Here is a 14,073-nt window from a genome sequence, read left to right as displayed (position 1 = left end):
CCTATTTCATCAACGAGAGTAGTTTACACACATCTCGCTCCATATCTTCTCTCCGTTCAGGCGGCACATATTGGAGCAGAGCCAGTGCCGCATAAGGCACCTTGATGGCATGCGGATCTTCATACCGTTTACTCCAATAAGCCGAATCCATAATCGAAGCTTCTTCAGGTGCCTGAACCCCCTGATTCAAAAGCGTTTGTGGCTTTAAACGGTTGAGTTTCATTTGCAGCCGGTGATTGCTTTGACCAAGCTTGGCAAGCTGAGCATATCCGAGCCGTTCCAGCTCAATCAATGCGTGGGCGTGGGTAATTCCATGCTCAAGCTCACCTGCAAAAAAGTAGTACTTACCTTCAACGTGTTGATCCGGCAGCACGTGATCCAACTCGGATAAAGCACGCCCAGCCAGATCGGATGCATTCCGGTACGGCGGCTCGTCCGAGAGCCGGATTTCGGAACGATCCAGCTTCGTATAATCTTCGATTCCGTAATACCTTGCAAGCTTATGTTCAACGGCCGCATCTTCCATCAGCTTGAGTAAGCCTCGAACGATAGACGGCGTCAGCAAGTCCGGACGGTCCCGCAATGCTTTCAGTCCCAAGACGGCCAGGGTAACACCATGTCCGGAGGTGCTCAGATTCGTCAGATTAGGCAGCAGTCCTTCAATCAATTGATTCATTAATTCAGGCTGCGCAGGCTCGGCAGGATAGGGTTCGAACCAATCTTCATGCTGACTGCGCAAATGCCGGCAATTGGCGGCCAACCCCTTCCGTACATCTTGCGGCAAATCAAACTCCTTCTGCATATAATAAGCAGCCAAATACGCCCCGCCGACATGTCCTTCAAACCAGCCAACCTCGCCGCCGCGGCTCAAGGCCGTAAGACCATCTTCCAAATACCGGTCACTAATGACCGAATTCACCTCCTTCCCTTCGATTGCACTCGGCAGATTCAGCCGGGCTGCAATGTCTTTGGGAAAGCTTGTTATCTTCATTCGGATGCTGTAACCATACATTCTAAAATGCAATCCATCCTTGTTATCCGAAACGATCATCCGCCGATCCAGAGTGGAACGAACCCGGTCCAGAAACCGTTCGTCTGTTACTCCGTAAGTTATCTCCAAGGGTGGTGCCAGCGCATACATCGAAATCGGAATCCATTTGCGCTTCGTTGATACAACAACGGCATGGGCTGTTCCTCCAATGGCAAAAGCGAATTGCTCCGACTCCTTGGAGATCGTTAATCCGAGCGTCCGCTTCATCCACAATCTTGCGGCTACCGGATCTTCCACGGGCAATCCCACCTCCCGCAAATACAGGACGCCATAGGTGCCGTTTGGCGCCAGTACCCCTTCCTTTAGATCATCATGCGCGATAAACTCAAGCAAGTTTCCATCACCATCCTTGAAGTACACGTTCACACCGGATTCGAAGCGCTCAACCACTTCGCCATCAGGCCATTTCAACAAAGGTACCTGCTCTGCGAGCTTCTGGATCAGGGATTCAAACTGAGAATAAGGCACTTCAAACGCGATATGGGCAGGAGCTATAGGTTCATACGCTTCTTCAAAAGCGAGCGTGAAATCCGGTGTAGGCTGAAATACGACCTCAACCTCGCTTTCACTTGCAATCGGGAAGTGAAGCAATCCGTTGTAGAATTGTTTCACGCCCTGAATGGAGACCGTTTTTAATTTCAATCCGGCAAAATGAGTGATCATGAGGTTTCAACCTCCTCTTTACTGCTGATCTTCTTGACCAGCTCCATAAAGATGGATAGCGCCTCTTTAGCCCGATAATCCAGCACAATCGTGCCTTCTGCCGCTTCGGATTCGTAAATGGCACGCTGAGAACCGCCAATGGAGATCCATTCCGGACTATTAATTCCGTGCAAATTGCGTATGGTAGCCTGCATTTGCTGCAGTGAACTCACGCCGACCGCCCCTCCCGCCGAGCTTACCGATAGAACCGGTTTACCCGAGAAATGCATCTGCCCCAAATGATCCAAAGCGTTCTTCAAAACTCCGCTCATCCCTCCGTGATACTCTGGGGTAGTCAAAATAATGCCGTCCGCCTCCATTAATAGGCGCTGCAGCTCGCGCACGCCATCATGGCGGTTGAATATCTCGTCAGGCGAGTAGAACGGGAGCGGTGTTTCATACAGGTTAAACAGCTTCACTTCCACGAACAACCGATTCATTTGCGCTTCCAAGGCTTTGGCCAGAACGGTGCTTGTTGCTTCCTTACGATTGCTGCCAGCTATAATCACGATCTTCATGGTACTGCCTCCCTTATTGGTATCCAATGTTTTGTTAAGTACATTGTAGAGGAGGCAGGCCATGGAAATCGTCAACATTTAGAGTGATTTTACGAGCAAAAGCTCTCATGCCTTCGGCTGAGAGCTTCTACAACTATAGTCTTAGATATTTACCGTTATGTAAGCCAAATACAGCAATCCTTATACGATTCCATGCTTGAGCGCATAAATGGCCGCCTGTGTCCGGTCGGCAACCCCCAGCTTATCGAGCAGATGGCTGACATGGGTTTTAACCGTCTTCTCGGTGATGTAAAGCGCTTCGCTGATTTCCCTGTTGTTCATACCCGATGCAATCAGCTGCAGCACCTCCTGCTCCCGGCGGGTAAGTTTATCCAACTGCGCAGCCTCTTCCTGATGGCCGGACGCGCTGGTCTCATCTGCTCCCGCCGGCGATGTAACATGTGTCATGAGCAGGCCTGCCGCATCCGGATGCAGTTCGACTTGGCCTTCATTTACACGCCTGACCGCAGCCACCAGATCCTCAGGCTCGATATCCTTAAGAAGATAGCCGCGTGCGCCTGCCCGAATGGCTGGAAGAACATGGTCATAATCGATAAACGAGGTCAGCACGATGACTTTAATGTGAGGCTGTTCTTTTTTTAATCGTGCGGTCGTATCGATTCCGTTGAGGATCGGCATATTCAGATCCATTAACACGACATCGGGATTTAGATGTTTGGCCGTCTCCAACGTCTCCTCGCCATTCGCGGCTTCGCCAACCATCTCAATATCCGGCTGCGTCGCCAGAAAAACCTGAAGCCCCCGGCGTACCATGGCGTGATCGTCAGCGATCAACAATCGGATCATCCATTATCCCCCCATTCTCTGTTGATCTCACCCTTATGGGCAGCGAAACCTCAATGATGGTTCCCTCTCTGTACACACTGTATAGACGGAATTGTCCTCCGAGCGATTCGGCCCGTTCCCGCATGCTGGACAACCCTATCGAATGTCTTGTCAGCTCGTTCAATCGTTGCTTGGTAATCCCGCGGCCATGATCTTCGATCCGAAGTTCGACTTCATTGTCCTGCAGGGTTAATACTACCGTTACTTCCTTTGTATCCGCATGCTTGCTAACATTGTTCAGCGCCTCTTGACCGATCCTCCACAATGCTTCTTCCACGATCCGGGGCAGGTCCCGTATCCCGCTGATATGTGAACTTACATGGAGTTTCAAACGTTCGCCGTATTGTTTCAGGCCTGTCATAAGCCCTTCCTCAAGTCCGGGTGGGCGAAGCTGCATGATCAGTTCCCGCATTTCCTTCAGCGCATTTTGCGATAACGACTGAATATCGTGGATCGTGTCCTGGAGCAAGCTTCTCTGCTCATTAGGCTCCGCAGCAAGCATACTCCCTACACCCTTGGACATCATCACCAGCGAGAACAGGGTTTGACTTACCGAGTCGTGCAGGTCTCGGGCTAAACGATTTCGTTCATCCATTCTTGCGAGCTCGCGCCGGTTCTCCTCTAGACGAATGCGCTGAAGTGTCATGCCGATATGTTCAGCCAGTGCCTCAATCACCTCCCTATCCGCCCGGTACGAATTCCCATGATGATCGTACCCTACCAAAAGCAGTCCAAAAGAGGTGTCCCCGGCAGCCGCCAGCGGAACCGCAACTGCTCGGGGGATGGATGAAATCCATCCCTGTTCCACCAATAGATCCGCAAGCCGCTGCGCGTCTTCAGCACTGACGACCGGATCCTCAGAGACCCTTCCCTTGCCAGAACGGGTTTGAGGAGTTTCAGCAAGCCGAAATTTAGCATGGGGCAGCGTTGTCTGCCCTCCGCTGTATAGGGCACGAAGTGTCATTTCATTGCCGATTGGCTCCAGCAATGCGGCAACCGGCCAGTCAAAATAACGGCCCATTAAACTCATGACTTGCTTCGTTAATTCGGCACGATTAACCGCTTGGGAAGCATAAGCACCGAGAGCGCTGCTATATTCCCCAAGCCGGGCAAACAAATCCGCACGGCGCTGCTCAGCTGCGTAGAGCCGCATGCGCTCAATGGCGCTTCCAATTTGGTAGGCTACCGATTCCAGCAGTGCCAGTTCCTCTTTGGTGAAATGCAGCTTCCCGGGTGCAGCCACATTCAGTACGCCGAACCTGCGGCTGCCGGATCGCAGCGGAACGGTTGCATGGTGGGTTATGCCTTCTGTATCGCCCCATTGATACCGAACGGCGTTATCCAGACGCTTGCAATTCAAAATGTTCACTGCATTTTTCAGACGTCCGTCATCGTAACGCTCCAGGCACCAGCAGCTGCCGCATCTCATGGGTTCATTATTATCCCGGCTCAGGGCAGGTGGCAAATTCCGGCTGGCTACGAATTCATGCGTTCCCTGATCTTCCACCAGGAACAGCCAACCGGTCGTAAGTCCCGTTAGCTCCAGCAGCTTGGCAATAACAACGTCCAGCATGGGGGCAAGCTCATTGGACTCGTTCAACGTTTCTGCGATCGTCTTCAGCGTGATTAACTCCTGAATATGCGGATCGTGATTGGACATACACGAAAGCTCCTTCTTTTTTTGCATTCTGAAGTAACTATATTATATAATCCTGTCACACACCATCAAAATTCCCTATGAGTCGTTCGGGTTTTTCTCAGATCGTTCACCTCATGAATTTTGGTAAAAAACAATTAATATTGTTTTATCTCTTGCAAATTTCCATCTACATATGGCTTAATATAGAAGTCGGGGCCGACGAAATGAGCTGAAAGGAGGCTGATTGCAATGATTCAGATCCGTGAGGTGGTATTCGCGTAAAGCGAATATCCGTTAAATGGGAGCCCGCTGCGGGCTCCCTATATCTATTTTTAAATTCAAAAATCCAACAAATCAAAAAAAACCAATTTCACGAAAGGAGGAGGGCAAGCATGATCAATGCAATTGTTTTGAAACTCAGCGATAGCTTAAATATGTATACAGAAAGAGGAGGGCATCGATGGGCCATTACAAGAACGGAAGAGAAGTGCTTCCCCCCGAGCTGCTGCAGCAAATTCAACAGTATATAGATGGAGAATTACTCTACATACCGAAACAGAGCGAGCAAAGAGCCGGCTGGGGAGAGTTAAGCGGTTCCAAACAACGCATCGAAAGTCGAAATAAAGAAATGTATCGCGCTTATTGCAAAGGACGGTCCATTGAGGAATTGGAACGGACCTACTTCCTGTCTGGAGAAAGCGTGCGCAAGATCATAAGTAAACTTACCCGCGTAGGGACCTGAATCGATGAGATTTAACGGTCTGCATACGGATTAACATAGGACTGTTCCCCTGGGGCGCAGTCCTTTTCATTTTATATGAACGTTACTCCATCATAGAAAATGCCCGACTGTAGGCGAATCTACAGTCGGGCATTTTTTATACCCTAGTGATCTTCCCGCTTCTCCCCCGCGATGTCCCAGCGATGGCGAAATTTCTCCAATCTCGGGTGCAAGTACGGCGGCTCGGACAAGAGGATTAGCCTCAGCTTCACGATCCATTCCTCGAATGAAGAAAAGGATGCAAACACATTAGCTACTTCAGGAGTCAGGATCAGAAAATGGGGACTTCCGTATTTCTCTACCAGATGACGAAGCGCGGTATCGATCGGCGTGTATTTTTTCCGTTTCGACTCGAAGGGTTCAATCACAACCGATGATCCCCCATGCTCCTCTACCCATTCCTGAAGCTGTTTCTCCCGTTTGTAATAAGGGCTTACCGGCTCCTTGAACATCCGCCTTGCCGTCTCTTCATGCAGCGGATACAACACCAATTTTACAAATGACCGCTCTTCTAAAATGGCAGCCGCCTGCTCTAAATCCTTCTGGACCTGCTCAAAGAGGTCATAAAATATTAAGGTTCCTTTGGTTGTGGGCTTCGGGGGCTCGTAACCGTAAGGAACATACTCCAAATTGCGCGGCATGATGGAACATCACCTCTCTTCTACTCTGACGACTGGGATGACAGCTTCGGTGGTACACGATGCTGGGTAGCCTGCTCAAAGCCGTAGGCTAATTGGATCAGCACGGGCTCGCTAAATGCCGTCCCGATGAACGTAATGCCCTGTGGACCCTTCGTGATATATCCTCCCGGTGCTATGATGCCCTTCTCGGCATAACCGCCGGGAACGGTTACCGATGGATACCCTGCCCGGGCAGCCAGATCCGGTCCATACTTATTACCCAGAAACAGCAGGGCGTCCAGCTGATACGCCTGCAAAGCATGGTCAATCCCTCTCGCTCCCGCCATTTCTTTGTTCTTCTGCTTGCTCTCAAGATACGCTTCTTCGGTCAGCGTGCCGCTCGTTTCCTCGGCCCAAATCAATGTGCCCTGTCCATATTTCAAGGCAATATCAGCGTGTGCCTCATTATAAGCGATAACCTCGGCCAACGAATGAACCGGCAGGGACTCATCCACGTTTGCCAAATAATCATTGACATATTTCTTGAACTCATAGCGAAGGACATTAGCATCCCATTGGGTATCCTGGCAGGGCAACTCCACCGGATCAATAATGGTGGCTCCTTGGTCCCGCAGCACTTCAATCGCGGACTCAATAATATTTAGTCTATCCCGATCGAGGTGCTTATAGTAGTATCGGGGAATCCCGATTCGAGCTTTCCTCAAATAACTCGAATCCAGAAACTTGGTATAGTCCTCAACCCTTTTTTGAGGATTTATCTGGGTCACTTCGTCCAGATCATCGCTTCCCGCGATCGCGCTAAGCAGAATCGCGGCATCTTCCACCGTTCTGGTCATTGGACCTGCCGTATCCTGCGTATGGGTGATGGGTATGATGCCTGACCGGCTTACCAGTCCGATCGTCGGCTTAATGCCAACCAGACTGTTCTGGCTGGAAGGACTGATAATCGATCCAGATGTTTCCGTCCCGATGGCGGCCGCGGCCAAATTCGCCGCCACCGCAGCACCGGAGCCTGAGCTTGAACCTCCAACAAACATTTCGCCAGGGCCGTAGGGATTTAACGTAAGCCCATGTCTTGACGAGAATCCTGCCCACATCGTCGGTGACATGAAATTCGCCCACTCGGTCATGTTGCTCTTGCCCAAAATAACAGCACCCGCCTTACGCAGCTTCGTTGCAACAAAGGAGTCTTTCGTGGCAAACGAATCGGCAAGAGCGATGGAGCCGGCGCTCGTATGCAGCCGATCCCCGGTGTCGATATTGTCTTTAAGCAGGATGGGAACTCCGTGCAGCAATCCTCTTGCACCCTGGTCCTTGCGCTCTCGATCCAGCTCCTCGGCAATTTGCAGCGCTTCAGGGTTCACCTCAAGAATCGAGCGGAGAATTCCATCGTATAACTTGATCCGCTCCAGATACAATTGAACCAGCTCTACTGAGGTCATCCAACCCTCTGCCATCGCATGCTGCATATCCGAAATGGTTGCTTCCACAATCCATGATTTTTTATCCATGATCCTATATAGTCCCCCTGACTTATCTTTCTGACCTTACGGTAGGTGGTGGCGATTAACGTTTCATATTGTAGCCTCCAAACACTTCATGTTCTTAATGAAATTCGGGATTCAGGCGCAAAATTCCTCTAATATATGTAACCTTGAGTCATAAACAAGGGTTACCCCTTTCTTCTTAATTTAGGGGCAACCCTTGGTTTATAGCCGCTTCGATTCTATTGTTAACTAATGATCGTAATGACCGGCGCCGATATCGTCGGCTGTGTCGTGATCGCGGATGCTGTATTCGTGAAACTGGCGATTTCCAACAAAACCGGTATTCCCGCTGGAACATCCGTCGTATCGAGCACCAAGCTGGCAGTTGTTAATGTCGATAAGGCAAGCTGTTGCAGCATGCCGTTAATATACACATTAAAGTATTCTGAACCTGTCAACGCGGGGAACGCTGTCACGGCTGCTTCGGCATCATCAACAAAGCTCGTAGCCGGCATGGTAATCGAGTCTGCTCCAATCATAGCTTCATCTATCAGAGCAAAGTAACGGGTTACAGCTGGCGTTACCGTTGTTGTGATCGTTCCGCCTGTTGCAACGGGAACCGTTGCGACAGCGGTAATGATAGGTTTAATAACAGGCATATCATCACTCCTCCTAATTAGGGATGTTAAAACTATGAGACTTTGCCACATTATCATTAAATGTTAGTTTTTGAGTTTTGATTCTGGCATTCTCCCTATTAAAGCAAAAATAAATTAGAGAAAGGCATATGATCTGGTCAATATATCCGTAAGCAAAGGATATATGTCCACTCGACTCCCCCTTCAATGACATAAACTAAGTACATACATTCATTCGGGGCGGTGATAAGACTGAAAACTCCCGTGATTAAACGGAAGCGATATCCAAGATTAAAATCCACTAGGCATCAACAACGCAGGAACCACAAGAAGCGTAAATGTAAACATGTCGTATCACCTGGCAATAGAAAAAAAATCCGACCGTGCAAATACAGGCCCGATCATTCAAGCATCATCCCACCTGAATGGTCGGAAAGACAACGGGGAAGGAGCTTGGAGGGATTACCTGGATTGCCTGGTCAGCCAGGTAACCCAGGGCTTCAAGGGCCTCCAGGCACGCCAGGTCTTCCGGGATCCGCCGGACCAGCAGGCATTCCAGGTCCGATAGGTCCCCAAGGGCTGCCGGGTACCCCGGGTATTCAAGGCATTCCCGGGGCTCAAGGCATCCCAGGTCCTCCAGGTCCGATAGGTCCCCCAGGTCCCCCAGGTCCCCCAGGGCCGCAGGGCATCCAGGGATTACCGGGAAGCGTGATTGTGCCGGAGATCATGGTGCTGCCGACCACGCTTCGTTACTTTTACGTATTGATGTCCGAGGTTAGTCTGGATGCTCCCTTCGCCATATCTGCCCAGCAATTTACGGATGATGACGGAAATCCATTTCAGAGCATCGAGGTCGGTCCGAACACCTCCTCAACGGTTTATATCAACGGCATGATTCAGGAAGGCCGAATATACACACTCTCGTCGGAAGCATTAACCTTGTATTCTCCCGGTGATGTGCTCCAGGCCGGCACACCGATTGTGCTGGAGGTTTTGTATCTCACCGTTCAGGTGGTGGCTTGAGCGACGCGGCACAAAGAACCCCGCTGCAGCCGGGCAGCGAGGTTCTTTGCATTTCATGTTATTTAAATGACAACGCCTTTTTTGAGGATAACATTTGCATACAGCGCTTTTTCGCCTGTCGACACGATAGCATACGCATTTTTTGCCCGTTCGTAGAACGAGAATCGCTCTACCTCATCAAATTCTATGGGCACGGCGTGAAACTGCTGCACGATCTCACGGTATTCATCCCAGATTGGAGTTTCCACGGTATCCCCCGGCGTCACGGCCATTAGCGCTACCGGGGATTCAACATACGTATCCAGCGGAAATAACGGCAATATCGCGTTTAATAACGCAGGAATCCCGTGTCCGTCTGCCCGGACCAACCGCTGGGCATGACTGGCTGCCGGAAAATTGGCATCGCCGAGCACAATTTCATCCGCGTGCCCCATTTCCATTAGAATCTTCAGCAGCTCAGGAGAGAGCACATGAGATATGCCTTTTAGCATGATATGACATCCTCCTCTATCGAATTAAAATGTAAGGCTTGGATATGTGAGGAGAACATCATTCTCTCTTAGAATCCCTTAACCTCACTGTTGTACCTGCTGCTGTTCAACAAGGGTCTTGTAATGTTGGTATGCTGCCTCCCAATCCTCGTTGGACTCAGGCTCGTACCAGGCAAGCGGAAAAGACCGCTTGACGAGCTCTACGCCCTCTTCCCGATTGCGCAATGTGCCGTTCGCCACAAATTGAACCAGCATGTTCCCGATGGCACTTGCTTCGATCGGTCCGGCCCACACCGTTCGGCCCATGGCATTGGCCGTATACCGGCATAACAGCTCGTTTTGAATGCCTCCGCCAACCATATGGAGCCCATCGTAGCGTTGCCCTGTAAGGACCTCTATCCGTTCAAGTACTTCCCGGTATCTTAGGGCCAGGCTCTGCAGTATGCACTGGACATACTCTCCGGTGATATGCGGAATGGGCTGCCCGGTCTCCCGGCAGTAATCCCGAATTTCAGCCGTCATATCCGCCGGATTCATGAAGCGCAGGTCATCGGGGTTTATGAAGCTGCGGAACGGTTCCGCGTCCTGTGCGAGTTCAACCAGCTCTGAAAAAGAATACGTCAATCCTTGATTCTCCCATTGCCGCTTGCACTCCTGAAGAATCCAGAGGCCCATGATATTCTTCAGCAACTGAAAGGTTTGATAAGCTCCACCCTCATTGGAGAAGTCTTCTTTCAGCACGTCCGTATGGACAAGCGGCTCCGGAAGCTCTGTTCCGAGAAGCGACCAGGTTCCGCATACAAGATAGGCAAAACGGGATGTGTTCGCCGGAACGGCTACCACGGCGGATTCCGTATCATGCGATGCTACAGCAATCGCTTTAATTGCCGGAATGCCCAGCTCTTGCGCCACCGTATCCTGCAGTCTGCCGATCACGGTTCCCGGCTGTACGGGTTCAATGAACAGGGATGCGGGGAGCCCCAGCTCCTCCATTAAGGGTTCATTCCACTTGCCTTCTGTAACATGGTATAGCTGAGTGGTGGTTGCCATGGTGAACTCGCACGCCTGGACCCCGGTCAGAAAATAGTTCAGCAGATCCGGAGTGAGCAGAAACTTATCCGCAATGTCCAGCATCGGGGATTTTGACTTTCGCATCGCATTTAACTGGAATATCGTGTTAAACGGCATGAATTGCAGACCGCTCTCTTGAAACAGACGTTCTCTCCCGACCTGCTCGCAGGTTTCCTCGACCATACCTTCCGTGCGCAGATCCCGGTAATGATAAGGAACTCCGATGAGCTCCCCGTTACGGTCAATCAGTCCGTAATCGACGCCCCATGAATCGATGCCATAACTGACCGGTTGATGGCCGGTCTGGAACGCTTTACGGATGCCATGCTTCACCTCCTGCAGCAACATCGGGAAATTCCAGTGCAAATGCTTACCCATCTGGACAGGTATATTGGCAAAGCGGTGAATCTCCGTAATCTTCAGCATGCCGGGGGAGTCATGATCAGAAGCGGTAATTTCGCCCAGCAGCGCCCGGCCGCTGCTGGCCCCCAAATCAAACGCAAGCACCGCAGATGAATTGCTCATACGCCGCATCCTTTCTCACCTTTAGTACGATACCTATTCAAATTCCAACAACCCGAGAGCTGAACCTTAACCAACATTTATTTCATCTTCTGCAGAAGCTGAATACGATAATCTTCACTCTCCAGTGCGGCGATATCATCCACTTCCTGGTCCGTCAGCGGCACCGGCGTGCCGGCCGCCTTGGCGCTCAGATAAATTTTAGCGCTCTCTTCAACCACCTGGGTTCGGTAATACGCTTCGCGCAGATTCCGGCCGGTTGTGACCAGTCCATGGTTACCAAGCAGTATGGAACTGGCCATCGTTACTTTCTCCGCGACGGCATCTGCCAGCAAATCTGTCGTCGGAATGATGTAAGGAATGTATGCCGTACGTCCAACCAATGCCGCCTGGTCCGGGAACATCACCGGCAGTTCCTTCTCCACCAGCGTAAAGGCAATGCAATGGGATGGATGTGTATGCACCATCGCCCCGATATCGGGGTTGCTGCGGTATCCATACAAGTGCATCAGCACTTCGGACGAAGGTCGTAGACCTATATCGGTAATATCGCCGGTTGGGATATCCACTTCGATCCATTGCTCCGGCTCGATCTCCTCCAGCGCAAAGCCGCTCGGGGACAAATACATTTTGTCCCCGGCTCTCGCGCTGATGTTTCCTCCCGGTCCTACAACGAGTCCGCTGTCGACGATTTTTTTGGCATATTTGCAGAGCTCGTTTCTCGTTTCTACATTCAGCATGATTCGCTCTCCTCTCGAATATGACCTTATTTATATAGAGGACCGAAGTTCTGGCAAGCGCGGAAATCGGCGCTCTCCGGATCGGATGTTCCGAACATTCCCCATGCGCGTGGACGGAACACCTCTTCGGCGGGCACATTATGCATGTTGACCGGAATACGCAGCACCGAAGCCAGCGTGATAAGATCTGCTCCGATATGTCCGTAACTGATCACGCCATGGTTAGCACCCCACTGGTTCATGACCTCATAAACGCTTGAGAACGCACCCTGTCCTGTAAGATTCGGTACAAACCAGGTCGTTGGCCATGTCGGGTCGGTACGCTTGTCGAGCGTGTCATGCACCTCCGCCGGCAAATCCACGGAATAGCCTTCAGCGATTTGGAGCACGGGACCAAGCCCTTTCACCAGGTTAAGACGGAACATGGTCATCGGCATGCCGCCGCGCGTCAAGTAGTCGGTCGAGTAACCGCCTCCCCGGAAATACTCCAGGTTAGCCGGTCTCCACTGTGTGGCCTTGAGCGTGCGATCAACCTCTTCATCCGTGATCTCCCAGAACGGCTTCATAGCCGGTTTACCGTCTATCTCCTGCTCGCCCGTTCCATCCAGTGCAGCCGAGCCGGAATTGATCAGATGCAGGATGCCGTTCTCCGCTTTGCCTTCCAGCTTATAGCCGGTAACCCGTTCCACCGAAGCCGGACTCCAGTACGTCCGCACATCCGCAAAAATCTGTGCCGTATTGGTCAACAGGTATCCGAACAGCATGCCGACTCCATTGAGGCTGTCATTCTCCGTTGCCACGATATATGGCGAACGTCTGCCGTTCCAATCGAATGAGGAATTGAGGATGGTCTCCAGGAAGTCACCGTTAGGGGAATGATCCGTCCACTGGCGCTGACCTTGGAATCCGGAAGCGATTGCGCTGTGGCCCTGAGCTTCCTCTTCGAAGCCAAGCTCCTTCAGACGCGGATTGCCGATCATCAAATCGCGGGTGATCAGCGTCATTTTAACGACGGTTTCCCATTCCAGATCCTTGCGCTCCCGGCTGTTCTGGAGATGATCCGGGTTGTTATCCGGTCCTTCCGTACAGCTCTCCTTCACCCAAGCAAGCGCCTGCTCATATTCTTCAGGGTCATAGATGCCTTCTTCCAAACGGCGCGTAAACTCGCTCATGTCGACATATTCATTCCGCATGCCCAGATACTCCTGGAAGAAGCTGTCGTCCACGATCGAGCCGGCGATGCCCATCGACACCGAGCCCATGGACAAATACGATTGTCCGCGCATATAAGCTGCAGCCAAGCCGCTCCGTGCAAAACGCAGAAGCTTCTCTTGAACGTCATCCGGAATACGAGTATCCCCCTCATCCTGAACGTCTTCGCCATAGATGCCGAATGCAGGAAGTCCCTTCTGCGCATGCGCAGACAGTATGGCAGCCAGGTAAACCGCGCCTGGACGTCCTGTTCCGTTGAAGCCCCATACCGCCTTCGGACGCGATGGATCCACGTCCATCGTCTCGGTGCCGTAACACCAGCAAGGCGTAACGGTTATGGTCAGGCCGACCTCGGCATTCTTGAATTTTTTGGCAGCCGCAGTCGCTTCGGCCACTCCGCCAATGCAAGTATCCGCAATCACGCATTCAACCGGCTCGCCGTTCGGATATTTGAGCTCCTTCGTCAACATCTCAGCGACGGCCTTGGCCAGATTCATGGTCTGTTCCTCGAGAGATTCCCGTACCCCTCTCCGTCTTCCATCTATCGTAGGGCGAATGCCGATTTTCGGAAATCCGTCCCGCCATCTGTAATCGTTTTCAATTGTCATGTATGTCACGCCTCCCTATAAGGAATAGAATATGACATCATTGTAAGATTAATCGGTGCAAGAG

At 51.4% G+C, this 14,073-nt stretch carries 13 protein-coding genes; 2 read left to right on the top strand and 11 right to left on the bottom strand.

The window, feature by feature from the left end:
• Position 1: 1 nt before the first annotated feature.
• The 4 genes from ACETK5_RS08165 to ACETK5_RS08150 all read right to left on the bottom strand — a co-directional run bounded on the left by ACETK5_RS08165 (position 2) and on the right by ACETK5_RS08150 (position 4,816).
• A complete protein-coding gene (locus ACETK5_RS08165) occupies positions 2-1,714 on the bottom strand; it encodes a VOC family protein (RefSeq protein ID WP_326113158.1) in 1,713 nt (570 codons plus the stop codon).
• Entirely contained in the window at positions 1,711-2,271 is a 561-nt protein-coding gene (locus ACETK5_RS08160; RefSeq protein ID WP_100537842.1) for an NADPH-dependent FMN reductase, read from the bottom strand. Before ACETK5_RS08160 ends, ACETK5_RS08165 begins: the two co-directional genes overlap by 4 nt.
• Positions 2,272-2,451: 180 nt before the next feature.
• Positions 2,452-3,117, bottom strand: a complete 666-nt coding sequence (locus tag ACETK5_RS08155) for a response regulator (RefSeq protein ID WP_394055021.1) — start codon at positions 3,115-3,117, stop codon at positions 2,452-2,454.
• On the bottom strand, positions 3,095-4,816 hold the full coding sequence (locus tag ACETK5_RS08150) for a GAF domain-containing sensor histidine kinase (protein WP_394055019.1): 1,722 nt from the start codon (positions 4,814-4,816) through the stop codon (positions 3,095-3,097). The genes ACETK5_RS08155 and ACETK5_RS08150 overlap by 23 nt, the downstream gene beginning before the upstream one ends.
• 439 nt (positions 4,817-5,255) lie before the next feature.
• Here ACETK5_RS08150 and ACETK5_RS08145 point away from each other — a divergent pair, with 439 nt between their 5' ends.
• Positions 5,256-5,537: a CD3324 family protein gene (locus ACETK5_RS08145; RefSeq protein ID WP_006211013.1), complete on the top strand. Its 282-nt coding sequence runs from the start codon at positions 5,256-5,258 to the stop codon at positions 5,535-5,537.
• A 143-nt stretch (positions 5,538-5,680) separates the two neighbouring features.
• Here ACETK5_RS08145 and ACETK5_RS08140 read toward each other — a convergent pair whose 3' ends face one another.
• The 3 genes from ACETK5_RS08140 to ACETK5_RS08130 all read right to left on the bottom strand — a co-directional run bounded on the left by ACETK5_RS08140 (position 5,681) and on the right by ACETK5_RS08130 (position 8,363).
• The gene (locus ACETK5_RS08140) at positions 5,681-6,217 is read right to left on the bottom strand and encodes a hypothetical protein (protein WP_100537845.1); all 537 of its coding nucleotides are present in this window, start codon (positions 6,215-6,217) and stop codon (positions 5,681-5,683) included.
• 20 nt (positions 6,218-6,237) lie between these two features.
• Entirely contained in the window at positions 6,238-7,728 is a 1,491-nt protein-coding gene (locus ACETK5_RS08135; RefSeq protein ID WP_394055016.1) for an amidase family protein, read from the bottom strand.
• A 221-nt stretch (positions 7,729-7,949) separates the two neighbouring features.
• Complete coding sequence (locus tag ACETK5_RS08130; protein WP_100537847.1) at positions 7,950-8,363, bottom strand: DUF4183 domain-containing protein; 414 nt, start codon at positions 8,361-8,363, stop codon at positions 7,950-7,952.
• Between the two features lie 432 nt (positions 8,364-8,795).
• Here ACETK5_RS08130 and ACETK5_RS08125 point away from each other — a divergent pair, with 432 nt between their 5' ends.
• Entirely contained in the window at positions 8,796-9,365 is a 570-nt protein-coding gene (locus ACETK5_RS08125) for a DUF4183 domain-containing protein (RefSeq protein WP_394055014.1), read from the top strand.
• 62 nt (positions 9,366-9,427) lie between these two features.
• Here the strand turns inward: ACETK5_RS08125 and fucU are convergent, their stop codons facing one another.
• From fucU to ACETK5_RS08105, 4 genes are all read right to left on the bottom strand, one after another.
• Entirely contained in the window at positions 9,428-9,856 is a 429-nt protein-coding gene (gene fucU / locus ACETK5_RS08120) for an L-fucose mutarotase (RefSeq protein WP_100537849.1), read from the bottom strand.
• An 84-nt stretch (positions 9,857-9,940) separates the two neighbouring features.
• Complete coding sequence (locus ACETK5_RS08115) at positions 9,941-11,452, bottom strand: rhamnulokinase (protein WP_394055012.1); 1,512 nt, start codon at positions 11,450-11,452, stop codon at positions 9,941-9,943.
• 77 nt (positions 11,453-11,529) lie between these two features.
• A complete protein-coding gene (locus ACETK5_RS08110; protein ID WP_100537851.1) occupies positions 11,530-12,189 on the bottom strand; it encodes a class II aldolase/adducin family protein in 660 nt (219 codons plus the stop codon).
• 26 nt (positions 12,190-12,215) lie between these two features.
• On the bottom strand, positions 12,216-14,009 hold the full coding sequence (locus ACETK5_RS08105; protein ID WP_394055010.1) for an L-fucose isomerase: 1,794 nt from the start codon (positions 14,007-14,009) through the stop codon (positions 12,216-12,218).
• Positions 14,010-14,073: the final 64 nt, after the last annotated feature.

The sequence above is a fragment of the Paenibacillus ilasis genome, from assembly GCF_043195395.1.
In the GTDB taxonomy this organism is placed as follows: Bacteria; Bacillota; Bacilli; order Paenibacillales; family Paenibacillaceae; genus Paenibacillus_AQ; species Paenibacillus_AQ lautus.
The sequence above is the reverse complement of the archived record's forward strand: the minus strand, read 5'-3'. Positions and strand labels throughout refer to the sequence as shown.

Bases quoted from the DNA above. Each gene is read 5' to 3' on its own strand.
- ACETK5_RS08165 (WP_326113158.1), bottom strand. From the start codon at position 1,714: ATGATCACTCATTTTGCCGGATTGAAATTAAAAACGGTCTCCATTCAG.
- ACETK5_RS08160 (WP_100537842.1), bottom strand. From the start codon at position 2,271: ATGAAGATCGTGATTATAGCTGGCAGCAATCGTAAGGAAGCAACAAGC.
- ACETK5_RS08155 (WP_394055021.1), bottom strand. From the start codon at position 3,117: ATGATCCGATTGTTGATCGCTGACGATCACGCCATGGTACGCCGGGGG.
- ACETK5_RS08150 (WP_394055019.1), bottom strand. From the start codon at position 4,816: ATGTCCAATCACGATCCGCATATTCAGGAGTTAATCACGCTGAAGACG.
- ACETK5_RS08145 (WP_006211013.1), top strand. From the start codon at position 5,256: ATGGGCCATTACAAGAACGGAAGAGAAGTGCTTCCCCCCGAGCTGCTG.
- ACETK5_RS08140 (WP_100537845.1), bottom strand. From the start codon at position 6,217: ATGCCGCGCAATTTGGAGTATGTTCCTTACGGTTACGAGCCCCCGAAG.
- ACETK5_RS08135 (WP_394055016.1), bottom strand. From the start codon at position 7,728: ATGGATAAAAAATCATGGATTGTGGAAGCAACCATTTCGGATATGCAG.
- ACETK5_RS08130 (WP_100537847.1), bottom strand. From the start codon at position 8,363: ATGCCTGTTATTAAACCTATCATTACCGCTGTCGCAACGGTTCCCGTT.
- fucU (WP_100537849.1), bottom strand. From the start codon at position 9,856: ATGCTAAAAGGCATATCTCATGTGCTCTCTCCTGAGCTGCTGAAGATT.
- ACETK5_RS08115 (WP_394055012.1), bottom strand. From the start codon at position 11,452: ATGAGCAATTCATCTGCGGTGCTTGCGTTTGATTTGGGGGCCAGCAGC.
- ACETK5_RS08110 (WP_100537851.1), bottom strand. From the start codon at position 12,189: ATGCTGAATGTAGAAACGAGAAACGAGCTCTGCAAATATGCCAAAAAA.
- ACETK5_RS08105 (WP_394055010.1), bottom strand. From the start codon at position 14,009: ATGACAATTGAAAACGATTACAGATGGCGGGACGGATTTCCGAAAATC.